Source organism: Nocardia australiensis, assembly GCF_020733705.1.
Classification (GTDB): Bacteria; Actinomycetota; Actinomycetes; order Mycobacteriales; family Mycobacteriaceae; genus Nocardia; species Nocardia australiensis.
On the sequence record NZ_JAJFZM010000001.1, the window covers coordinates 1,114,227 to 1,135,845 of the forward strand.

The window sequence follows — 21,619 nt, forward strand, 5'->3', positions numbered from 1 at the left end:
TTGCCGATGCCCCCAAAACCGGGGTATGAAACATGGTTGATTAACTAATCGAGTTTCCATAGGCTCTTCGAATCACAGCACCCAAACACGCAACGTTGCCGCACAAAAGACCAGGTGCGCAACGCATTTCAGACTGAGGCGACCCGCGCCCAGCCATCAGTCCACCTCAGCACCAACGAGGACCAGCCTCCTCTCGCACACGGCCGAAGGCATCAATGAGCAACCCACATTCACCATCGACACTGTCGGTCGTAATCCCCGTTTTGAACGAGGCCACCGCGATCGTGCCGTGCCTGGAACGCCTGGTCGATCAGGACGCCATCGACGAAATAATTGTCGTCGACAATGGGAGCACGGACGGCACCGAAGCAGTGGTGCGGGAATACGCGCAAAGTCATCCGAAGATCGAACTCATCCACGAACCGCAACGCGGTCTCATTCCAGCGCGCAATACCGGAATAGATAAGGCACGCGGCGATTTCATCGCCCGGATCGATGCGGACACTCAGGTCGAATCCTATTGGGGCGCAGCGATTCGCGACCATATGATCGCCAATCCCGACACCGCCGCGACAACCGGCATATTCACCTACCATGATTCGCCGGTCAGCTTCTTCCTGGAGTTCGGCGTCTGGCTGATGTGCCGACTCGGCAAGCGCGGCGGACGGGTCGGCAATATCCATGGCGCGAATATGGCGGTACGCCGCACGGCGTGGGACAGCGTCAAGGACGCCACCACCGATCGGGCAGATCTGCACGAGGATCTCGACCTGGCGATCTGCCTGGCCGAGAACCGACTGCCCATGCAACAGTTGATCGATCAGCGGGTCCGCATCTCCGCCCGCCGTCGGCGCAGCAATCCGCGCGCCTTCTGGCATTACCAGCTCTGCGGCCTGCGGACCATCGCCCATCGCGGTTATCCGGTCCGGCGCGAACATCGGGTGGTTGTCAGCGCCGCCTGGATCGGCCACACCGTCCAATGGCCGATCTATCGGGTGTGGGATTTCGATCGCAGGCGGTTCACCTTGCGCGGCAGTCCGGCGCGTCTTTCACCGGTGGGCGGCGACTGATCGCGAACATGGTGGTCGCCCGGCCTCCGCGCGACCGGGCGACCCTTCGCGCGCTGAACGGTGCCACGCCCATCGTGCGAAGTGTTGGACCGCGACACCCCTCGTACCGCGGTCACTGCCCAAAGCTATGGCCAGGGTGAGCGCGGGACACGAGTAGCGCACTACGCGAATATCATCATTCGCACAATCGCTGCGCCACAGCCACACTCGCAGATCATTGGAGTGTCCGAAATCCGCTGAGTAGCGGGCCGATCCGCGGTGAACTACGCCTCATTCTTCTTCGGGTTTCACATGCGGGCGCGCAACAGTCGGCGGCAGCAGTGCCATGGCCGAGATGCGTCGCATGCCGCACACCTGCATCAGGTCCACCACCATCGAGCGGACCTGCGCGAATACCACATGGGCCGAAAGCCCCGCGCCATCAACGAGTTCCGGCCGCGTATTCTTGGCGACCGACCGCAACACCCGGGCCGCCTCCGCCTGGTCGGGTTGCTCCCCCGGGTCGGCGAGCATCATCCGGCGCACCACATCGACTGCCTTCGCGAGTTGCTCGACCACATCAATCAACCTGGGGTCGAGGATCTCGTCGTCCTGCACCAGGGTGAGCGAACGGCGAAACAGCACACGGGTATTGCGGACGGCGTTGTCGAGCGGGTCGGCGGTGGCGCGAATCCGTTCGAGGCGGTCGCGGGAATTCCAGTACAGCGGGGAGATTCGGCTGATCTCCCTACCGCCCTCCAGTGTCGAACGCAGTTGATCGATCTGTGGTTGCGTCGCGCGGGCGGCGGCGAGGGCAGTGCGAATCTTGTCGGAGTTCTGTTCGATCAGACCGTCCGCGCAGTCATTGAGTGATTTACCCATCACCTCGAGGACTCCCGCGGCCTGTTCACGCGCACGACGCACCGGATGCAATGGGATCGCGGCCACCACGACCACGCCGACCAAACCGCCGATCAGCGCGTCGATCATGCGAGAGAAGCCACCGCCCGCCGACGGTGGCATGAGCGTGGCGACAAGCACCGACGAGCTGGCGGCCTGCATGGAGATGATCGAGCCGCCGTCGAGGAATACGGCGCCCGCCATGGCGACCGCCACCACCAGGGCGATCTGCCAGACGCCGGTACCCGCGTGGGTGATGAACAGGTCACCGATACCGATGCCGACCGCGACACCGACCACCAACTCCACCGACCGGCGCAGCCGGGCGCCGAAAGAGATGCCGATCGACACCACCGCGGCGGTGGGCGCGAAGAACGGCTGCGGGTGACCGACGACGTGGTGGGCGAAGAACCAGGCCAGCGCCGCGCCGACCGCGCACTGGATGATCGGCAGCGCGGACCGGCGCAACCGCGCCCACGAGGTGCGCAGCCGGTCCATGCTGCTCGCCCGGGCGACGTCGACCCGTGCGTTCAGATCAAGCCCACCCGTCACCAGCTACTACCCCGCCTATTACCCCACGCGGAATCGCTACGTGATACTCCGAACACTCTGGCTCAGTCGAGACCGAGTTCGGTAGCGGCGCGCGGATCGCAGTCTTCGAGCAGGTCCAGGCAGCGGGCATACTCCTCGGTTTCGCCGATCGCCCTGGCGGCCTTGGCGAGCGCGCCGACGCAACGCAGGAAACCCTGATTGGGCTCATGGCTCCACGGCACCGGACCGAAGCCCTTCCAACCATTGCGGCGCAATAGATCCAGGCCACGGTGGTATCCGGTGCGAGCGAAGGCGTACGCGGCGATGGTGTCGTGATTCACAGTCCCCTCCGCACCATCACTATCGCCCCGAGCCAGCGACGCCTCCGCGAGGTAGGCCCAGGCGATCGAGGCCGCCGGATGGGCGGCCACGACCTGTACGGGGTCGGCCTTGTCGAGCAGAGCCTCCTCCGCATCGGAGTTTTCTGGCAGCAATACCGGTTGCGGTCCGAGCAGGTCACCGAACGAGGTCATGACGTTCATTGTGCACCGCGGCCATCCACACGGCGACACGGGAATCACCACCGGCGCCACGAGCGCGCCCACAGCATTCGCCACGGCGTCGGTGCGCCCGGCGCGAGCTGATGAACGGGCTCGTTGCGGCCGCGCCCATTAGGCTGACCGTCTAGTTCAACTGTTCCGCCTGACCGAAGGGTATTAGGTGTCCGACCCAAACGACGAGAAGAACCCGGCGCGCGAGCGCGCCACCGCCGACACGGCGGCCGCACCCGTGGAACGGACACCTGCGGCGAACGAGAGTGCGCGGACCGACGCCGCGCCCACCGAACCCATGCCCGCCTCGCCCGCCGATAAGCGGTCGGCCCCGAACAAAAAGACCCCTGCCGAAAAGGCGCCCACCGGTGCCGAAACGCGCACGTCGCCCGGCAAGCCCGCTGACACCCCGGAAACGACGCCGATCAAAGCCGGCGATATCGCAGACCGCGCCGCCTCCACCGGATCGGCCGGGGCACCCGCCGCGAAACCCGCGCCGATCGAGTCCGGCACGTCAAACGGCCAGGCCGCTCCCGGTTCGGGCGATCCCGCTGAATCCGGCGCAAACCCGCGGCAGGGCTCCGAAGAGCAATCGGCGCGCGAGGGCGGAACCCCTTCCGCCGGTACGGTTTCCGGCAAAGTCGCGGAATCCGACGCCCAGACCGCCGTCATACGACGCGACAATCCGGCAGATCGAACCGCGCCGAGTTCCACCGCCGCCTCCGGTAGCGCGGCAACCGCCGCGTCGAATCGAGACGCCGCGCCGAACAAGTCGGCCACCTCCGGCGCAGCCGCCGATGCTGACACCGCGAAACCCACGCCGGACACCCCCGCGCAGGCGGACAAGAACGCCGAAGCCAACGCGAAGCCAACGCCACCGAAGGTGGACAAACCGAACAAGGCCGGATCCGCAACCGAGCCGGTCTCGAAGCCGACCACCGAACCCGCCACCAAGGATCCGCAAGCCAAGGATCAATCCGGAACCGCGGCCGCCGACACGAAGACCGGTGCGGATTCGACCGCCGAGCCCACACCCGCCCCGTCGCAAGCCACCGACAAATCGCCGGCCGCCGACGCGAAGACGGTCGCGATGGGCACCGTGCCCGCCGTGGCGAAGGCACCCGAGGCGACGACAGCGAACCCGAAGAAGGCCGACGCGGATTCGACCACCGAGTCACCGCAACCCCCGAACGAATCCGACACCAGCACAGGTTCGCCCGGCGACACCGCACCCGAGACAACACCGGACGCCGAATCCGACATCGCGAACGCCGACGCGAAGACCGTCGCGATGCGCGCGGTGCCCGCCACCCCGAAGAAACCCGGGGCCGGGACGGACGAACCGAGCAAGTCGGGACCGGCAGGCGAGACGTCACCGAACCCGAACGAGCAGAACGCCGCCGCCGACGCGGAAACCGTGGCGATGCGGGTGGTTGACAACCCCGACGACGCCAAGACCACCGTGCTGCCGATCCAGAAACCGGCAGATCAGACGGGAGCGAAATCGCGTCCGGCACCGCTCTCCCGGCCGCCGAGCACACCGCGACCCGCGCCCGGTCCGAAACAGACTGCGCCGCGGGGCCCTTCGGGCCCGCAGCAGAACGCCCCCGGCGCACCGGTTGGGCCGCCCCAGCCGTCGCAGCCGCCCGCCAAACCGCGACAGGTCACCCCGGCGCCGTCACCGGCGGATATGCAGGCGACGCGGTCATTGACGGGCCAACCCGCGCCCCCACGGCCGCAGCAGCCGTACCAGATCGCGCAGCCGCAGCGCATCGCGCCGCCCGCGCAGACCCCGCCGACGCAGCGGCCCGCCGAGGCCACGGGACCCGGCCGCTCACGGCGCTGGCTGGCCGCGGTACTCGCCGCCGCGGTTGTCGTGGTCATCGCCCTCGTCACGTTGGCGGTTGTGCTGCTGAGCAGTTCCGGCGACGACACTCCGGAGGCACAGGTTCGTTCCGCCATCACCGACTACACCCGGGCTTTGAAGACCGGTGATCTGAACGCGCTACGCAACGCCACCTGCGGCCCGCTGCACGACTTCTATCGGGATGTCCCGGCCGACCAGTTCGCGAGCGTCCACCAATTGTCGGTGGAGCACAAGAACATCCCGGTGGTGGACAGTGTCGACACGGTCCAGATCACCGACACGACCGCCATCGCGCAGGCCTCCATTTATACCGACGCCGACCCCGGGAAGCGCACGGCACGGACCTTCGATTTGTCGAGCGCCGACGGCGGCTGGAAGGTATGTGATCCGTCCGCTACTCACCCGTAGCCAACCCATTCGAATGGGTCACGAACGTCACACATGTATGGTCCGGTGTCCGATTCGGCGGTAGCATTTTCTGGATCATGGGCACGGAACAGACAATCGCGCAGCCGGAATCGGATGCTGTGGTACAGACAGCAACCCCGGTGGGACGACGGTTCCGGATGCTCGACCACTACGACGTCGGCCGCGAGAAAGTCCGCGAGTTCGCGCGCGCGGTGCAGAACCAGCACGGGGCACACCAGTTCGAACCCGATGCGCGCCAACTCGGCTACGAGGGCATCATCGCGCCGCCGACATTCTCGTCGGTCATCGGTGTCACCGCGACCCGGGCACTGCTGGATTCGGTGCTCACCGACTACGACCTGTCCCAGATTTTGCAGACCGATCAAATCTTCGAGATCGGCCGCCCCATCCTCGCCGGTGATCAGCTGACCACCGAGGTGGTTATCGAATCGATCCGGCAGTTCGGCGACAACGATTTCATCCTGGTCAAATTCACCATGATCGACCAGCACGGCGAGGTCGTGCAGACCGGGTCGACGACGATCGTGGCTCGCCGCGGCGCCGAGGTCGACGTGAATATCGCCGACGCGGTGGAAAAAATCATGATGCAGCCGCAGCCGCCCGCCGATGTGGTGGTCAACACCAGCGCGCTCGTCCCCGTCGATGCCGAGGGCACCGACCCCGGTGAAGTGCCACAGCCGAGCGCGCTGGTGCACAGCCTCCCCGGCTTCGATCGACTATCGGTCGGCGATCGGCTGCCCGCCGGTAGCGCGGAGGTGACGCGCGGCGATCTGGCCAACTATGCGGGCGTTTCGGGCGACCCCAATCCGATTCACTTCAGTGATCAGGCCGCGACCATGGCCGGGCTGCCCACCGTGGTGGCGCACGGAATGTTGACCATGGGCCTGGCCTCGGGCTATCTCACCTCATGGGTCGGCGATCCGACCGCGATCGAGAAGTTCAGCGTCCGGTTCTCCGGGTTCGTTCCGGTGGCGCCCGATGCGCCGAGCACGATCGAATTCACCGGCAAGATCAAGTCGCTCGACCCACGGCGACGTACCGCGACGGTGATGATGACGGGCACTTCACAGGGCCGCAAACTCTTCGGCCGGGCCATCGCCGAGATTCGATTCACCTAGTTCTCGATCACTCCAGCCTCACGTGCGTCAGGTAGACGTTGTAGTCACTCCACGTCGAGACATTCAAGTATAGGTCCGAACCAGAGGACCACGGGTGTATGAATCCCCCGTACAGCTCCGGATAGTCGAGCACCGTCACGGTAGAACTACTTTCCGACCACACGCCCTGCGGTGTGTCCGATTCGCGGACGACGATTGCCCCCTTCGCGGTGTCCAGATAGCTCATCTGCCAGACATTGCGGGCGGCGTCGAAGCGCACCGATAGCTCACCGGCGGGCGCGTCGACAATCGGTGTGGCGGAACTGGATCCACCGACCGGTGTCCAGTTCCCTTCGCGCCAATACTGATACGCGGTGGTGTTGAGAATTTGATCCTTCGGCACCCTGGCGAGGCCGACGGCGCCGAGGCGGGTATTGGGCGTGCCGAACATGTACACGTACTCGCCGTGCGGAACCATCGCGGCCACTTGGAAATTCGCCAGGCCGAAGATGTTGTCCCAGCGGGCGTAGGGGTCTTTGGTCCAGGTCTGGCCGTGGTCGTCGGAGTAGGCGATGCCGCCGTAGTTGGTGTAGAAGGTCCCCGGAATGCTGTTCCAGGTGCGAATTGCCATGTAGCTCAGGTATTGCCGTTCCCCGATCGCGAATCCGGAGGTCGGAATCGTGGTCACCTCGATGTTGTCGAGCTTGCGGCTCGACAACAGTTCCGCCGCGTGACAACGGTCATCGGTCACCATCCGGTCGATGGTCATGCCGTCGGAGAGCTCCCGATCGGTACTGAAGGCAAGTACGTTGCTGCGCCAATCGCCGCCCATACCGCCGGGCGGGTGGAAGCCGCGTCCGACGGTGTCACCGAACACGGTCGCGATCTCCCCCGGCGCGCTTTCCCACATGATGCCGAGATCGGTCCCGTCGACCTGCCACCGCTTATCGGTGCGGTTGATCGAATTCGCGCCGGTCTCCTTGGCCACCTCACGTACCTCGCCGATCTGCGGCGCGGGTCGTGCAGCCGATTGCGCGGCCACCTCGGTAGGCGGCTCGACCGGCTCCGGCGGCGGCGCGAGCTGCCCCGGATCCGGGCCGGGGCCGGGAAGCCCGAAGTAGAAAGGCTTGGGGTTCAACAGGATTTCGGGAATCCCGAGCTGACTGGCGAGGCTCGGTGGCGGCACCGGTCCGTCGGTGAGATCCGGGCACGGATTGGTACACGGATTCGGCGGCAACTCCATCGCGGTACGGGTCGGCGCGGGCTCGGGTGGCCGCGGCGGCAAAACGGTGACCACCGGGTACGGAATAGGCACGTCCATGGTCTTCGGCACCAGCGGTTCGTGCGTCGCCGGCGGATCACTCACGCAGGGCCCGGCGCCGGGCGCCACCGCCACACCGCCGGATCCGCTCGTCTCGGGCGTCGCGCCCGCGGGCCGCGCGCCGCAAACCATCGCCGCGGCACCGAATCCGACAACACCGAGCACGATCGTCAACCGCATGGCCATCCGAAATCCCCTCGATATCCCAGGTACCCGCACCAGCGAACGACCCTACCGCCTACAGCCTGCGAAATTTCCGATTCGCCGGGGTCGAAACGCCCTGGCCCGGACCACCGGTGTCGGCGCACGATAGAAGCGTGAACATTTCAGTGATCCACCGCCACGGGCTCGCGGCGCTGAGCGCCGCCTGTCTCATGGCGGGCGCAATGGCGTCGGCGCCGACCGCCAGTGCCGATTCCCCCTCGGCAACCCGCTCCGGTCCGGACGATTCGCTCCCGATACCGAGCTACCGTCCGGGCCCCAAGGGCGATAACGTGCCACCCCCGGAGACAACCGAACAGGAACCGGCCTACTACACCAACTGCGACCAGGTGCGCGCCGAGGGCAAGCTGCCGCTGTACCTAGGCCAACCCGGCTACGCGCCCTACCTCGACCCAGACGGCGACGGGGTCGCCTGCGACTACTGAAGCGCCTGGAAGCTCAGCACGGTTACGCCGATCCGGATGACATCACCGTCGGCGAGCAGCGCACCGCTCTCGATCGGCTCCTCGTTGACGTAGACCCCGTTGGCCGAATGCAGGTCCTTGATGAGCAGACCGGCCCGGCTCGGCATGATGTGCGAGTGGTAGCGACTGGCCTTGGGATCGTCGAGGACGAGGTCGTTATCGGTCATTCGGCCGATACGCAGACCACCCTGGCCGATAACCAGCACTCGGCCGTCCGACATCCGCAGCTGTCCGGAACGCACCGCACGCGGCATCTCGGTGACAGTTTCGGTCATCGACGCCGCCAACCGCTCGCTGCGCTTGAATTCGACGGTGTTCAACGGTTCCTGGCGCAACACCCGCTGCTCGAGCTCGACGAGCGGCGGACTCGGATCGATGCCGAGTTCATCGGCGAGCACCGTGCGCACCCGCCGACAGGCGTCGAGCGCGTCCGCCTGCCGGCCCGACAAATACAGCGCGGTGATCAACTGCGCCCACAGCGGCTCCCGCAGCGGATGCTCATTGGTGATGGAGACCAGCTCGCCGATCACCGACGACGCTCGCCCGCAAGCGATTTCGGCGTCGATGCGGGCCGATGCGGCCAGCAGCCGTTCCTCGTCCATCGCGGTGGCGAAACCGTCGGCGAACTGCAATCCGGCCAGATCGGCCAGTGCGCGACCGCTCCACTCGCGCAACGCGTTTCCGAACAACTGCGACGCGCCAGCATGATCGCCGACCTCGGCGCAACGCACCCCCGCCGCGCGGGCCGCCTCGAACCGTCCGAGATCGCAAGCGTCGTCGGCGATTTCGAGCCGATAGCCCGACGATTCGGTGCGCAGCACAGTCGCCGGATCCACACCCGAATTACGCAGTGCCTTACGGATATTCGAGACGAATACCTGGAGGCTCGCGGCGTAGGAATCAGGTGGATCCTCGTTCCACACCATGTCGCCCAGCGCGGCCGATGCCACCGCGCGTCGCCGATTCACCGCCAACGCGGCAAGTAGGGCCCGCGGCTTGGGCCCGCCGACCGCCACCGGCTCACCGCCGACGAGCAGCTGGACAGGCCCCAGCACGCGCACATCAAGACTCATGAGCTCGAGCTCCCCCGAGGGGTTGAAAGGGTCAGACGCTGATCGACCGTCCCGCGGACCTCAGATCATTGCACGCCTCAACGACACGCGCCGCCATGGCCGACTCGGCCTTCTTCAGGTAGCTGCGCGGGTCGTAGACCTTCTTGTTGCCGACCTCGCCGTCGATCTTCAGCACGCCGTCGTAGTTACCGAACATGTGACCGGCGACCGGGCGGGTGAAGGCGTACTGGGTGTCGGTGTCGACGTTCATCTTGACCACGCCGAACCGCAGCGAGTCATCGATCTCCGACTTCAGCGAGCCCGATCCGCCGTGGAAGACGAAATCGAACGGCTGCGCGTCGGCGGCAAGGCCGAGCTTGGCGGCGGCGACCCGCTGCCCCTCGGCCAGCACGTCCGGCCGCAGCACCACGTTGCCGGGCTTGTAGACGCCGTGCACATTGCCGAAGGTGGCGGCGAGCAGGTACTTGCCGTTCTCACCGGCGCCGAGCGCGTCGATGGTCTTACGGAAGTCCTCGGTCGAGGTGTAGAGCTTGTCGTTGATCTCGGCCTCGACGCCATCTTCTTCGCCGCCGACAACGCCGATCTCCACCTCGAGGATGATGTTCGCCGCATTGGTCGCCTTCAGCAGCTCCTTGGCGATCTCGAGGTTCTCATTGATCGGTATGGCCGAACCGTCCCACATGTGTGACTGGAACAGCGGAGCGCGCCCCGCGTTCACCCGCTCCTGAGAAATGGCGATCAGCGGGCGCACGAAGGTGTCCAGCTTGTCCTTGGGGCAGTGGTCGGTGTGCAGCGCGATCGTCACGTCGTAGCGCGCGGCGACCACATGCGCGAACTCGGCCAGCGCGACCGCGCCGACGACCATGTCCTTGACACCCTGACCGGAGCCGAATTCCGCACCGCCGGTGGAGAACTGGATGATGCCGTCGCTGCCGGCGTCGGCGAAACCCTTGATGGCCGCGTTGACTGTCTCCGAGGATGTGCAGTTGATGGCCGGGAAGGCGAACGAGTTCGCTTTGGCCCGACCGAGCATCTCGGCGTAGACCTCCGGAGTCGCGATGGGCACTGTGAGGACCTCCGTGTTGTGCGGCAAAAGACAATCCTGTCAGGCCTCAGCGTAGGCCAGCGCCCTTTCGTCACGTTCATGGGCAACACAATCGCGGTAGGAGTTGGTTCCCGCCCCAAGACAACTATTAGCGAATCGTGCGAGGCCACAGGGGCCGCATGCCCTCCGGGGCGGCGATCGGGGCAGATTCGTCACAGCTTTCTCAGCTGAACCCGGTACTGTAGGCCGCGTAATTGCGCTGGCAGCTCCCGACGCGGTGACCAGAAACCCTCGACTCGACAAGTAGTGGGCCAGCCATACCCCCTGACAGGAGGCCGCGTGATTCTGCTCGCAGCGACAGAATCGGTAAGCAACGTTGCGCTGACCCAGCTGATGGATCCGATGTACCTGCTCACCGACACGTGGCTGAAGAACGCGGTGCTTCCAGCAATCCTGGTCATCGTCTTCATCGAGACCGGGCTGCTGTTCCCGATCCTGCCGGGTGATTCCCTGTTGTTCACCGGCGGTCTGCTGTCGGCCGGTGACAATGCGCCCGTCTCGATCTGGGTGCTGTTGCCCGCCGTGATGATCACGGCCTTCGCGGGAGATCAATGCGCGTATTGGATCGGCCGGGCGATCGGGCCCGCGCTGTTCCACAAGGAAGACACCCGCTTCTTCAAGAAGCATTACGTCACCGAGACACACGCGTTCTTCGAGAAACACGGGCCGAAGACCATCATCCTGGCCCGTTTCGTGCCGATCGTGCGCACATTCATGCCGGTGCTCGCGGGCGTGTCCAAGATGGACTACCGCAAGTTCGTCATTTTCGACATCGTCGGCGCGATCCTGTGGGGCGGCGGCATCACGGTCCTCGGCTACTTCCTCGGCGGAGTGGAATTCATCAAGAACCACGTCGAGGCGATCTTCCTGCTGATCGTCTTCGTGTCGATCCTGCCCGGCATCGTGACCGTGGCGAAGCGGCTGCTCAACCGTGGCTCCAGCGCGCAGGCCGCGCCGGAGACCGAGCTGGCCGCCTCAGCGAACGAGCCGACCCACTGAGCCAGTGTCCGTAGCGCCGTTTCACCTAGCAGTGGGCAATTTCGATCCACTGACCTCCGCGGGCCCAGCGCTCGTCTGGACGGTGGTGCTCGTCTTCGTCCTCATCGAATGCGCCCTGATCATCGGGCTGTTCCTGCCCGGCGACTCCATGCTGATCACCGCGGGCATCATGATGGCCGGGCATGCCTCCGGCGAGGCCCAGGTGTGGGCGCTGTCGGTGGGCACCATGATCGCCGCCGTCGCCGGTAATCAGGTGGGTTACGTCATCGGTCACCGCACTGGCCACCATTTAGTGGCCAGGAAGAATGGCCGCTACATCAATACCCGCAACCTGCAACGGGTTACCGAGCTGTTGCAGAAACACGGGTTCGTCGCGGTACTCATCGCCCGCTGGATTCCGTGGGTGCGCACCCTGTGCCCGATGGTCGCGGGCGCGGCCAAGATGGATCACCGCAAGTACACGTTGGCCAGCACGATCGGCGCGATTATCTGGGCGCCGGTACTGCTGCTGATCGGCTACTACGCGGGCAGCTTCCTGGATCGGGTGCCGTGGCTGATGCCCATGGTGGTCGGCACGCTGGTGGTCGGGCTGATCATCGGCACCGGGCTCGGGATCCGGCACTACCGGCAGGAGATGCGCAAGCCCGCCGAGGATTTCGATCTCGAGATCGCGCCGGCCGGCGCGCTCGAACCCGAGTGCTGATCGGCTCCAAGTGCTGATCGGCACAGCCCGGCGGAATCCGTAGCCAGCGCCGGGCCCCGTCAGAACCCGGCGGCCGCGACCTGGTAGGCGGCCTCCATCAGCATCCAGCCCGACAACTGCACCGACATATCGCGCTCAGGCACCCGTGACGAGGTCACTGAACCACCGGCCGTGAACTGCCCGGCACCCGAACGGCCGCCGGGCAGCTGGGCCGGGGAACTCCAGTCATGGCCGAACAGTGGCTCGCCCTCGACCTCGAGTCGATTCGACCAGGCGGCGGTGGCGGAGGCCTGGACGAGCCCCGCCGCCAAACGCCGATCCGCCACCTGCGCTCGATCCTCGCCCGGCAGCATGACCGCGACGACCGCGAGATATCGGGCCAGGATCCCATTGAACAGGCCACCGTCACCTCCGCCGCCGCCGTTGATCACGCCATGGGTGCTCAAGTGCTCCTGCACCGCTTCGAGCAACCGGTGCACGCGCTCGAAATGCCTGGCCTCGCCGGTGTGCACGGCGAGTTCCGCCTCTAGACCGAGCACAACGCCCTGGCAGTAGCTGAACACCGGGCGCTCGATCTCCCCGGACGGCAGGTGGATGCCGTCGAGGATCAGCCCGGTCTCCGTATCGCGTAGCGTCTCGTCGAGCCAGTCGGCCATCTCCTGAGCACGTGCGTGCCGTCCGAGCCGAGCCAACGCGATCGCGGCCGGACCGTTGGCGGGCGCGTTGAAATAGTCCGAGCCCTTACGCCACGGAATCGCGCCGCCGTGATCGGGATCCCGCGCCTCGTAGAGTTCCTTCTCCAACGCGACGAGTCCACCGCCCGCCGCCACACTCTGGGTTCGCTCCGCTCGTTCCAAAGCTATGGCGAGCCAAGCCATGTCGTCGTAGTAGTTGTTGGTCCAGCCGGTGATATTGCGAATGCGATGCGTGCGCGTTAGGACGCCGATTCGCTTGCGGCGCACCGGACTCGGCGCGCGGTTCGCGACGTCGATCGCGCAATCGATCAGATGCGCCTGCCACCAGTAATGCCAGGAAACGAACAGTCGCTCGCGCCTGGTGGCGGGCCAGCCGACCACACCCAATTCCGTTCCGGGACAAGCCCACAACGCCCGCAGGTGGCGGGAGACGATCGCGGATTCCGCCATGTCCGCTCGCTCCGACCATAGATCGGGGGTCGCAGTGGCGTCCTGCCCTGTGCCCGGGCTCCGCGAGGTCATAGGTCAATGGTGCCAGTTCGATCCCGAATCGCGCGCCCGAATTGTTACCAGGCCGTGGTCAAATCGGCATGTTGGCCGATCCACGCGTGCATGGCGATGCCAGCGGCCACGCCCGCGTTGATGCTGCGGGTCGAGCCGAACTGGGCAATCGAGACCGTCATCGCCGCCGCGTCCTTCGCGTGTTCGGTGACACCAGGTCCCTCCTGCCCGAAAAGCAGCAGGCAGTGGCGTGGCAGCACTGCGGTTTCCAGTGGCACCGAACCAGGTGTGTTGTCCACCGCGACCACGGTGAGGCCGGCCCCTGCGGCGAAAGCAAGCAACTCGGCGATATCGGTGTGATGTTCGATGTGCTGGTAGCGATCGGTAACCATGGCGCCGCGCCGATTCCACCTGCGCCTGCCGACAATGTGCACGGCCGCGGCGGCGAAGGCGTTCGCGGTGCGCACCACGGTGCCGATATTCGCGTCGTGCCCGAAGTTCTCGATGGCGACGTGGAAGGGATGCCTGCGCCGATCGATGTCGGCGATGATGGCCTCACGCGTCCAATAGCGATAGGCGTCGACCACATTGCGCCGGTCGCCGCCCGCGAGCAATTCCGGGTCCAGGCGCGGATCCGCCGGGGGCGGTTCGCCGTGTTCCTGTACCCACGGACCGACACCGTGCGGATGCTCGCCCCACTCGGTGGGACCGGGGAGAGCCGTCTCCGGGGTGTCATTCACCCGGACAATGCTAATTCCGGCCCTCAACGCGTCCCCGCCGAGGCGGGGACGTCGCGGTGTCAGTAGGTGGAGGAGGAAGAACCGGCGACGACACCGATGACGATGGCCGCGACGAAGACCACGATGCCGATGATGATCAGCACCGAGGAGATGATTCCGCAGACATAGCCGATCATCACGTTGCTGCGCCCGCCGATGGTGCCATTGGAGGCGTCGATCTCGTTGAGCGCCTTCCTACCCATCACCCACGCGAAAGGCCCGAGAATCTGGCAGAACACCAGGCCGAGGATGCCCAGGATAAGGATTGTGGTGGCCTGCGAATGGTCCTGCGGCGGACCGTAACCATAGGGTGAATAGCCGTATTGCGGCGGCGGAGGCGGGTAGCTCATGCGCAGGATGGTAGTTGGTGTAGCTAGCTACACCAGGTATTCGCCGGATAGCTCCATCGAATCCGACCACAACCGGAGACAAATATGGAGTTCATGACCGACACACACGCCGATCCGACCAGCGTGCTCGACGCACCGGCCGGGCCGCCCGGCCGATCCGCCCAGCGGGTACTGCGCGCGGTGCTACGGGCACCGGTCCAGGCCCGTACCTGGAAGGAATTGGCCTACGTATTCACGGTTTTCGCGCTCGGTTGCGTCGCGATCACCTATCTGTTCGCCGGTTTCCTCGTCGGGCTGTATGCCACGTTCGTCATCATCGGGCCGTGGGTGCTCGCGCTGGTGATCGTGGGTGGCAGGACCTGGGGCCGGATCTATCGCACACTGTGCCGAAATCTGCTCGGTACCATGGTGGTCGCGCCGCCACGGTTCGCGCCGAAACCGGGGCTGATCGGATTTCTGAAAAGCGCCTTCACCGATCGGGCCGGTTGGCGGGCGATCGCGTTCCTCATCGCACAGGCCGTACTGGGTATGGTGGTCGGCTATTTCGTGCTTATCGCAATCGTGATCGTGGTATTCACGGCGATCTCGCCGATTCCGTGGGTGCTGTTGCATCCGACGAATACCGACGACAACGGCGTCGAACACCATTCACTCGCCCAGTTCGGATCGATCTATATCGACTCCTGGCCAAGGGTGCTGCTCATGTCGGCGGTCGGCATCATCAGCTGCTTCGCCCTGCCGTGGCTGCTGCGCGGCATCTGCCTGCCGCACCGGGCACTGACGGTGGCATTGCTGTCGGCGACGGCGCGCGATACCCAACTGACCGAACTAAAGGCCAGCAGAAAGGCCGCGGTCGAGAATGCCGCGGACACGTTGCGCCGCGTCGAACGCGACCTGCACGACGGCACCCAAGCCCGCTTGGTCACCATCGCTATGGCGTTGGGCCGCGCCGAGGACCGGCTGGCGATCGACGGTGACGCAAGCGATCTGATCGCCGACGCACACGCCAGTTCCAAGGAAGCGCTCACCGAATTGCGTGAACTCGTGCGCGGAATCCATCCGCCCGCACTGGAACTCGGCGTTGGGCCAGCCCTGGAAACCCTGGCGGCGCGCTGCGCGGTTCCGGTAGAGCTGCGGGTGCTGCTGCCGCAGCGACCACACCCGGCGATCGAAGCGATCGCCTACTTCTCCGTCGCGGAGCTGCTCACCAATGTGGTCAAACACGCTCACGCGGAACGTATCTGGATATCGGTCGCGCCGACCGATATCAACACCATCGCGGTCACCGTGCGCGACAACGGAATCGGCGGTGTCTTACCACCCAACGAGGGGGCAACCGTCGCCGGAAGCGGGCTTTCGGGTCTTGCGGCGCGAGCCCGTGCCGTCGACGGCACCCTGACCGTGCAGAGCCCGACAGGCGGACCCACCGTGGTGACCATCCTGCTACCGAAGGCCGGGCCCCAATGAGCACACCCGCGACACCACCGCCCCCGACCACGCCGCTGCGCATTGTGATCGCCGAAGACAGCGCGATCCTGCGCGACGGCCTGGCCGGTCTGCTCACCGAGCGCGGCCATGAGGTGGTGGCCATGGTCGGCGACGCGAGCACGCTGAGCGACGTGGTCGGCGCCCATAACCCGGATGTCGCCGTGGTCGACGTGCGCATGCCACCATCCTTCACCGACGAGGGTCTGCTCGCCGCGATCGAGCTGCGCAGGAAATACCCGATGACCGGCGTGCTCGTGTTCTCCCAGTGGATCGAGACCCGCTATGCCACCGAACTCCTCGCCGGTGGCGCGAGCGGCGTCGGCTACCTGCTCAAGGATCGGGTAGCCGATGTCCGCGACTTCATCGATGCCTTGAATCGGGTGGCCACCGGCGGTACCGCCCTCGACCCGGAGGTTGTGAGTCAATTGATGGGTGCCGCGCGCCAACAAGATTCACTGGCCCGGCTCACCCCGCGCGAACGCGCGGTCCTCGAATTGATGGCGCAAGGGCTGACCAATAACTCGATAGCCACGACATTGACGGTTACCGAACGCGCCGTGGAAAAACACATCGGCAATATCTTCGCGAAACTCGATCTACCACCGTCGGATACGCACCATCGCAGGGTGCTCGCGGTGCTGCGTTTGAAGGGCTGAACCGCCATTGGCCCGGCCGCCCCCGTAACGACGCGGCACACAATGCTGACCTATCTGGGCTGCCGGGACAGCGTGCACGCTTCAGCGATCGTTGCGGTGTCCCAGTAGAACGGGTGGATCTCGGCGATTCGCGATGAGCGGGTTCGTGCGAGGCGCGGCCGAACTATCCTGGGAAGAGCAGGACAGTCTGGGTGGAGGCTGATATGGATCATGTGCGCGTGCTCCGCACGATACTCGGCGTGACCGCCGGGTATGTGGTCTTGCTCGGGCTGTGGCTCGGCTGGTTGCTACCGCACACGCCGCCGGGGACCGAGCCCTATCAGATCATCGCGCTCGTCGGACTGTTCGGATCGTGTGTCGGGCTCGGGATGTTGCTGGCCGTGCGGCCGAACCGGGCGGATCGGCGACTGTGGCGCCAGGGCCTGGAGGGTTGGGCGACCATCGAGGGCACCCACCCGCTCGAGCACACCGATCATCACACCGAGCTCACCGCATTGGATCTGGAGCTCACCGTGCCAGGCTCCGAAAGCTACCGGGGCACTATCGTTTTCGATGTAACCCCGGCCGACAAGCCACTGCTGGAGGTCGGCGAAACCATCTCGATCCGGGTGGATCCACACAATCGCGATCGCATCATCGTGGTGCTGTGACGATCACCGTCGCGTTCGATGGGGCCACACCTGCAGCAGTGGGCCTATCTCACTCGCAGGCGATCCCGTCATTGTCACGATCGAGGTGCGCCGCATAACCAGGCTCGCCCCGGTGCAGCGGAGCCTGACCGGCGTTACGGACCGCGTCACAGTTCTTGTAGTACACCCCGGGGTTCGGAGCCGGACTCGCCGGAACCGACGGAACCGGATTCGCCGGAACCGACGGAACCGGTTCCGACGGAACCGACGGTGCCGGAGCCGGAGCGGGCTGCGCCGGAGCCGGACACAGCTGCGCGGATCCGGAGTTGCACAGCAGATCGTTCAGTGGGTCCGCGCCGGCGAGCGGCGAGCCGAGTACCAATGTGGCAGCGGCGATCAGGCAGGCCGAACCGGCACCGAGTGTGCGCCGACGATTCAGCAGGAAGGTCTTCACGGTGGTTATCCCAGGGTTCATGGCATGGGGACGAGACTTCCATGCGCGCAACGAGTTCGAACACGCCAGGGACCATGTGAACCCTGACGAACGGCTACTCCCCCGACTGAGTCGTCGCAAGCGACACGCTAACAGGTCGAGCAGCGCAATCACGGCAAATTAGAGGAAAACAATCCTGCAAATATTTCGAGGCGATACAACAGTTCGACCCCGACAGACGCTTTCCTGCCGGCGCAGCCCGAGCAGAGGTGTCATCCCGCCTATCCGACGGCGTTGGGGAAGTTCAATCCGACGTACCGACAGGCACTTTCGCGTGTGCTCGTGGGTCGGCGAGCAAGAACTGGGCGGCGGCGTAGGTGGCCAGGATGACCCCCTCACTGACGCGACGAGACCGTTCCCCGTGCGCAAAAAGCCTGCGCAGCACGATCAGCCCATCGGAGATGGTGAACAGCAGCGCGCCCACGCCGAGCCTGCTACGCGGATCGTGATCGGGAATATTCACCCCCGCAATGTTTTTCGAGTCCGGCGCGAGGCCGGGATCGGACGCGAGTACCGCCGCGGTGCCGAGTGTCGCGCCGTAGGCGGTCAACGGCGCGGCGATATTCGGGGCTTTCGCCCGCATTAGCGCACCCGCACCGAGCCACGCGACCAACCGCGGCACTGCGATCGCGGCATGCGGACGCCCACCGCGCCGCCACCACAGCGCCGAATACCCGGTCTGCATCACCGCGAACGACGACGCGCCCGCAATCAGCCGACGATCGTCGTCCGGGGCGATCAAAAGAACGTCGCCGACCGTCGCGGCGCCGAGCGAACCGAGCAGCACGGTCCGATCGACTGGATCAATTGCCGCGCCCTCGACCACCACATCCGCCGCGAGCAATGGCATCATCAGTGGTTTGGCGACCCGCTGTAACCGCTCGCGGCCGGTGACCGCGCCGAATACCGTGACGGCCGCCGCTGCGAGAAACCCGGCTCGAAACGGCCGCGAAGGCGACACCATCAGAAGCTCGGCTCGTCGGGGGCGGGCGGCAGCGTGACCACCTGACCCGCGTAGCTCAGGCCCGCGCCGAAACCGAGCAGCAACGCCGTCTGGCCGCCCTTGGCTTTGCCGGTCACCAGCATCTCTTCCATGGCGAGCGGAATCGAAGCGGCGGAGGTGTTTCCGGTGTTCTCTATGTCGTTGGCCACCGGAATGTCGTCGGCCAGGCCGAGATTCTTCTTCATCAGGTCATTGATGCGGGCGTTGGCCTGATGCGGGATGAAGACCTCGATGTCCTCCTTGCACACCCCCGACACCTCCAGCGCGGTGGACAGTGCGCGCGGCAAAGTGACTGCGGCCCAACGGAATACCCGGGGCCCCTCCATCCGCAGCGACATCCTTCCGATCGGCTCGACGGCCGGGTCGGTACCCTGCATCGTCTGCGCCTTCTGCATGTATTCGAGAAAGTCGACGTCCTGCTCGATCGCGGACGCGTTCTTACCGTCGCTACCCCACACCGTCGGGGAAATACCGTTGTCCGCGCTCGGCCCAACCACCACCGCGCCCGCACCGTCACCGAAGATCATCGCGGTGCCGCGATCGGTCGGATCGAGGCCGACGGTCATCGTCTCGGCGCCGATCAGCAGCACATACTCGCTGGAGCCCGCCCGGATCAGGTCGGCGGCGACGCCGAGGCCGTAGCCGAAACCACCACAGCCCGACGTCAGATCGAACGCGGCGATCCCGTTCATTCCCAGGTCGTGGGCGACCTTGGGGGCGCCGTGCGGGGTCAGCGTCAGCCAGCTCGAGGTGGCCAGGATCAGTGTGCCGATCTTGGAACGGTCGATGCCGCTGTTGACGATCGCGCGTTCACCTGCGGCCGCAGCGATCGACTGCAGCGTCTCGTCGCCACTGATCCAACGGCGATTGCGGACACCGGTGCGCTCAAAGATCCACTCGGGGGTGGAGTCGAGAACCTCGCACACCTCTTCATTGCTGACCAGACGTTGGGGACGGTAAGCACCGATCCCGAGCATCGCGACGTTCTCACGACTCTTGTTGACTGCAATGCTCACCACAGGTAACTCACACGACCCTTCACTGTCTCCGACCGCCGCGCTGCGCTTGGCGCTTGCGTTCCCTATCGGGTCGCGCCGTCACCTCGTTTCGGTCGCCGACAGCTCCCATTACTGAAGTCCGGCCCCGACCCGGGCCCGCAAACGCAGCTTAACCGAGCACCGGCTCTATCAAGCCGAGTACCGGCTCTATCAAGCCCAGCACCAGCTCCACCAAGCCCGGCACCGGCTCCGCTAACCCAGCGCCAGTTCCGTCACGACCGGGCAGCGGCAGCTCAGCGCTGGCGTGCTCAACTCAGCTTCAGGTCCTTCAGGCCGAGGATCGACCGGTATTCCAGGCCCTCGGCCGCGATGATTTGGTCGGCTCCGGTCTCGCGGTCGACAACCGTGGCGACCCCGACCACGGTGGCACCGGCATCGCGCAACGCGCGCACGGCGGTGAGCGGTGAATTGCCGGTGGTGGTGGTGTCCTCGACCACGAGCACCCGCTTGCCGACGATATCCGGGCCCTCGATCTGGCGCTGCATACCGTGTGTCTTGGCCGCCTTGCGCACCACGAACGCGTCGATCGGGCGTCCGGGCGCGTGCATCACCGCGAGCGCGACCGGGTCGGCGCCCATAGTCAGCCCGCCGACGGAGTCGAAGTCCCAGTCCGCCACCAGTTCTCGCAGCAGTGTGCCGATCAGCGGCCCGGCGCTGTGGTGCAGGGTTGCGCGGCGTAGGTCGACGTAGTAGTCGGCCTCCTTGCCCGAGGACAACGTCACCTTGCCGTGCACCACCGCGAGCTCACGCACCAGCGTGGCCAGCTCGTCTCGGTCGGCAGTCACCTGGTCGATCATGTCTATGTCCTTCCGCGTGCGTTGAACAGGCCGCGATTGACTCGGGCCGCCAGGGTTCGCGGGATCATCCCGGCGACGGTGGTAAGCACTTTGTACTGCATACCGGGCACGCTGAGCACCCGGTTCTTCTCCAGATCACGCAGCGAACCGGCGACAACCTGTTCCACGCTCAGCCACAACGGTTTCGGTAGCGACGACATCTCGATACCGGCTCGCTCATGGAATTCGGTACGGACGAACCCGGGGCACAAAGCCTGGACCCGGACTCCGGTTCCGGCCAGTCCACCCGCCAAACCCTCGGAGAAGGATACGACGTACGCCTTGGACGCCGAATACGTCGAGCCGCGTCCGGGGATAAGGCCGGCGACGCTGGCTACATTGACGATCGAGCCTTTGGCCGCCGCGATCATCGCGGGCAGCGCCGCCCTGCTCAGCTGAAGCACCGAGGTGACATTGACATCCAGTTGCGCCTGCAGCTGCTCGGGCTCCAGCGTCCAGAACTCGCCGGAATGCGCGAATCCCGCGTTGTTTACCAGGAATTCGACGCCGGCGGCGGCCCGCACGGCAACACGGTCACGATCCGCGGTGTTCGCTAGATCGGCGACGAGCACCTCCGAGCGGGTGGCGTATTTCCGGTCGAGTTCGGCGGCGAGTTCGTTGAGGAGTTCGCTGTTCCTGGCCACCAGCACCAGGTCGTAGCCCAGTGACGCGAGTCGCAGCGCGTAGCCGCGCCCGATGCCGGAGGTCGGCCCGGTGACCAAGGCGAACGGACGGCTGGCGCCGGGCAGGCGCGCGGGAACATAGCTGTCGGTCATGTCCGCGCAATCCAGTTCGTCGCCTCGGCCCGACCGGCGCAGCC

At 65.7% G+C, this 21,619-nt stretch carries 22 protein-coding genes; 9 read left to right on the plus strand and 13 right to left on the minus strand.

What is annotated here, in order from left to right:
* Positions 1-215: 215 nt before the first annotated feature.
* Positions 216-1,070 carry a glycosyltransferase family 2 protein gene (locus LKE06_RS05075; protein ID WP_227997451.1) on the plus strand — a complete coding sequence of 285 codons (855 nt, stop codon included), beginning with the start codon at positions 216-218 and terminating at the stop codon, positions 1,068-1,070.
* A 270-nt stretch (positions 1,071-1,340) separates the two neighbouring features.
* Here LKE06_RS05075 and LKE06_RS05080 read toward each other — a convergent pair whose 3' ends face one another.
* Together LKE06_RS05080 and LKE06_RS05085 are read right to left on the minus strand one after the other, a co-directional pair.
* Positions 1,341-2,447 (minus strand): FUSC family protein, encoded by a 1,107-nt coding sequence (locus LKE06_RS05080; RefSeq protein ID WP_227999284.1) that lies wholly within the window; start codon positions 2,445-2,447, stop codon positions 1,341-1,343.
* Between the two features lie 116 nt (positions 2,448-2,563).
* Positions 2,564-3,013, minus strand: a complete 450-nt coding sequence (locus LKE06_RS05085) for a DUF3151 domain-containing protein (protein WP_227997452.1) — start codon at positions 3,011-3,013, stop codon at positions 2,564-2,566.
* 187 nt (positions 3,014-3,200) lie between these two features.
* On the opposite strand from LKE06_RS05085, the gene LKE06_RS05090 reads away from it, so the two are divergent.
* Both LKE06_RS05090 and LKE06_RS05095 read left to right on the plus strand, forming a co-directional pair.
* Complete coding sequence (locus LKE06_RS05090) at positions 3,201-5,306, plus strand: Rv0361 family membrane protein (protein ID WP_227997453.1); 2,106 nt, start codon at positions 3,201-3,203, stop codon at positions 5,304-5,306.
* 77 nt (positions 5,307-5,383) lie between these two features.
* Positions 5,384-6,445, plus strand: coding sequence for a fused (3R)-hydroxyacyl-ACP dehydratase subunits HadA/HadB (locus tag LKE06_RS05095; RefSeq protein WP_227997454.1), 1,062 nt, complete (start codon positions 5,384-5,386; stop codon positions 6,443-6,445).
* Positions 6,446-6,452: 7 nt separating this feature from the next.
* On the opposite strand, the gene LKE06_RS05100 is transcribed toward LKE06_RS05095, so the two are convergent.
* Positions 6,453-7,931 carry a glycoside hydrolase family 183 protein gene (locus LKE06_RS05100; RefSeq protein ID WP_227997455.1) on the minus strand — a complete coding sequence of 493 codons (1,479 nt, stop codon included), beginning with the start codon at positions 7,929-7,931 and terminating at the stop codon, positions 6,453-6,455.
* Between the two features lie 131 nt (positions 7,932-8,062).
* Here LKE06_RS05100 and LKE06_RS32865 point away from each other — a divergent pair, with 131 nt between their 5' ends.
* Positions 8,063-8,392 carry an excalibur calcium-binding domain-containing protein gene (locus tag LKE06_RS32865; RefSeq protein WP_308188298.1) on the plus strand — a complete coding sequence of 110 codons (330 nt, stop codon included), beginning with the start codon at positions 8,063-8,065 and terminating at the stop codon, positions 8,390-8,392.
* Here LKE06_RS32865 and LKE06_RS05110 read toward each other — a convergent pair.
* Together LKE06_RS05110 and fbaA are read right to left on the minus strand one after the other, a co-directional pair.
* Positions 8,386-9,504, minus strand: a complete 1,119-nt coding sequence (locus tag LKE06_RS05110) for a BTAD domain-containing putative transcriptional regulator (protein WP_227997456.1) — start codon at positions 9,502-9,504, stop codon at positions 8,386-8,388. The genes LKE06_RS32865 and LKE06_RS05110 overlap by 7 nt on opposite strands.
* A 31-nt stretch (positions 9,505-9,535) precedes the next feature.
* Complete coding sequence (gene fbaA, locus LKE06_RS05115) at positions 9,536-10,570, minus strand: class II fructose-bisphosphate aldolase (protein WP_227999285.1); 1,035 nt, start codon at positions 10,568-10,570, stop codon at positions 9,536-9,538.
* A gap of 372 nt (positions 10,571-10,942) precedes the next feature.
* Here fbaA and LKE06_RS05120 point away from each other — a divergent pair, with 372 nt between their 5' ends.
* Entirely contained in the window at positions 10,943-11,608 is a 666-nt protein-coding gene (locus LKE06_RS05120) for a DedA family protein (protein ID WP_227999286.1), read from the plus strand.
* A 4-nt stretch (positions 11,609-11,612) separates the two neighbouring features.
* The gene (locus LKE06_RS05125) at positions 11,613-12,311 is read left to right on the plus strand and encodes a DedA family protein (protein WP_227997457.1); all 699 of its coding nucleotides are present in this window, start codon (positions 11,613-11,615) and stop codon (positions 12,309-12,311) included.
* Positions 12,312-12,370: 59 nt separating this feature from the next.
* Here LKE06_RS05125 and LKE06_RS05130 read toward each other — a convergent pair whose 3' ends face one another.
* The 3 genes from LKE06_RS05130 to LKE06_RS05140 all read right to left on the minus strand — a co-directional run bounded on the left by LKE06_RS05130 (position 12,371) and on the right by LKE06_RS05140 (position 14,636).
* On the minus strand, positions 12,371-13,456 hold the full coding sequence (locus tag LKE06_RS05130) for a glycoside hydrolase family 76 protein (protein ID WP_308188363.1): 1,086 nt from the start codon (positions 13,454-13,456) through the stop codon (positions 12,371-12,373).
* 116 nt (positions 13,457-13,572) lie between these two features.
* Positions 13,573-14,247 (minus strand): TrmH family RNA methyltransferase, encoded by a 675-nt coding sequence (locus tag LKE06_RS05135; protein ID WP_227997459.1) that lies wholly within the window; start codon positions 14,245-14,247, stop codon positions 13,573-13,575.
* A 59-nt stretch (positions 14,248-14,306) separates the two neighbouring features.
* Positions 14,307-14,636 carry a DUF4190 domain-containing protein gene (locus tag LKE06_RS05140; RefSeq protein WP_227997460.1) on the minus strand — a complete coding sequence of 110 codons (330 nt, stop codon included), beginning with the start codon at positions 14,634-14,636 and terminating at the stop codon, positions 14,307-14,309.
* A gap of 93 nt (positions 14,637-14,729) precedes the next feature.
* Here LKE06_RS05140 and LKE06_RS05145 point away from each other — a divergent pair, with 93 nt between their 5' ends.
* The 3 genes from LKE06_RS05145 to LKE06_RS05155 all read left to right on the plus strand — a co-directional run bounded on the left by LKE06_RS05145 (position 14,730) and on the right by LKE06_RS05155 (position 17,430).
* Complete coding sequence (locus tag LKE06_RS05145; RefSeq protein ID WP_227997461.1) at positions 14,730-16,103, plus strand: sensor histidine kinase; 1,374 nt, start codon at positions 14,730-14,732, stop codon at positions 16,101-16,103.
* The gene (locus LKE06_RS05150) at positions 16,100-16,780 is read left to right on the plus strand and encodes a LuxR C-terminal-related transcriptional regulator (RefSeq protein ID WP_227997462.1); all 681 of its coding nucleotides are present in this window, start codon (positions 16,100-16,102) and stop codon (positions 16,778-16,780) included. Before LKE06_RS05145 ends, LKE06_RS05150 begins: the two co-directional genes overlap by 4 nt.
* A gap of 203 nt (positions 16,781-16,983) precedes the next feature.
* Positions 16,984-17,430 (plus strand): hypothetical protein, encoded by a 447-nt coding sequence (locus LKE06_RS05155; RefSeq protein ID WP_227997463.1) that lies wholly within the window; start codon positions 16,984-16,986, stop codon positions 17,428-17,430.
* A 49-nt stretch (positions 17,431-17,479) separates the two neighbouring features.
* Here LKE06_RS05155 and LKE06_RS05160 read toward each other — a convergent pair whose 3' ends face one another.
* The 5 genes from LKE06_RS05160 to LKE06_RS05180 form a co-directional block, all read right to left on the minus strand.
* Positions 17,480-17,863, minus strand: a complete 384-nt coding sequence (locus LKE06_RS05160) for an excalibur calcium-binding domain-containing protein (RefSeq protein ID WP_227997464.1) — start codon at positions 17,861-17,863, stop codon at positions 17,480-17,482.
* 283 nt (positions 17,864-18,146) lie between these two features.
* A complete protein-coding gene (locus tag LKE06_RS05165; RefSeq protein ID WP_227997465.1) occupies positions 18,147-18,866 on the minus strand; it encodes a lysoplasmalogenase in 720 nt (239 codons plus the stop codon).
* Positions 18,866-19,924, minus strand: coding sequence for a beta-ketoacyl-ACP synthase 3 (locus LKE06_RS05170; protein ID WP_227997466.1), 1,059 nt, complete (start codon positions 19,922-19,924; stop codon positions 18,866-18,868). The genes LKE06_RS05165 and LKE06_RS05170 overlap by 1 nt, the downstream gene beginning before the upstream one ends.
* 287 nt (positions 19,925-20,211) lie before the next feature.
* A complete protein-coding gene (gene pyrE, locus LKE06_RS05175; protein WP_227997468.1) occupies positions 20,212-20,760 on the minus strand; it encodes an orotate phosphoribosyltransferase in 549 nt (182 codons plus the stop codon).
* A gap of 2 nt (positions 20,761-20,762) precedes the next feature.
* Positions 20,763-21,575 (minus strand): SDR family NAD(P)-dependent oxidoreductase, encoded by an 813-nt coding sequence (locus LKE06_RS05180; protein ID WP_227997469.1) that lies wholly within the window; start codon positions 21,573-21,575, stop codon positions 20,763-20,765.
* Between the last annotated feature and the right edge of the window lie 44 nt (positions 21,576-21,619).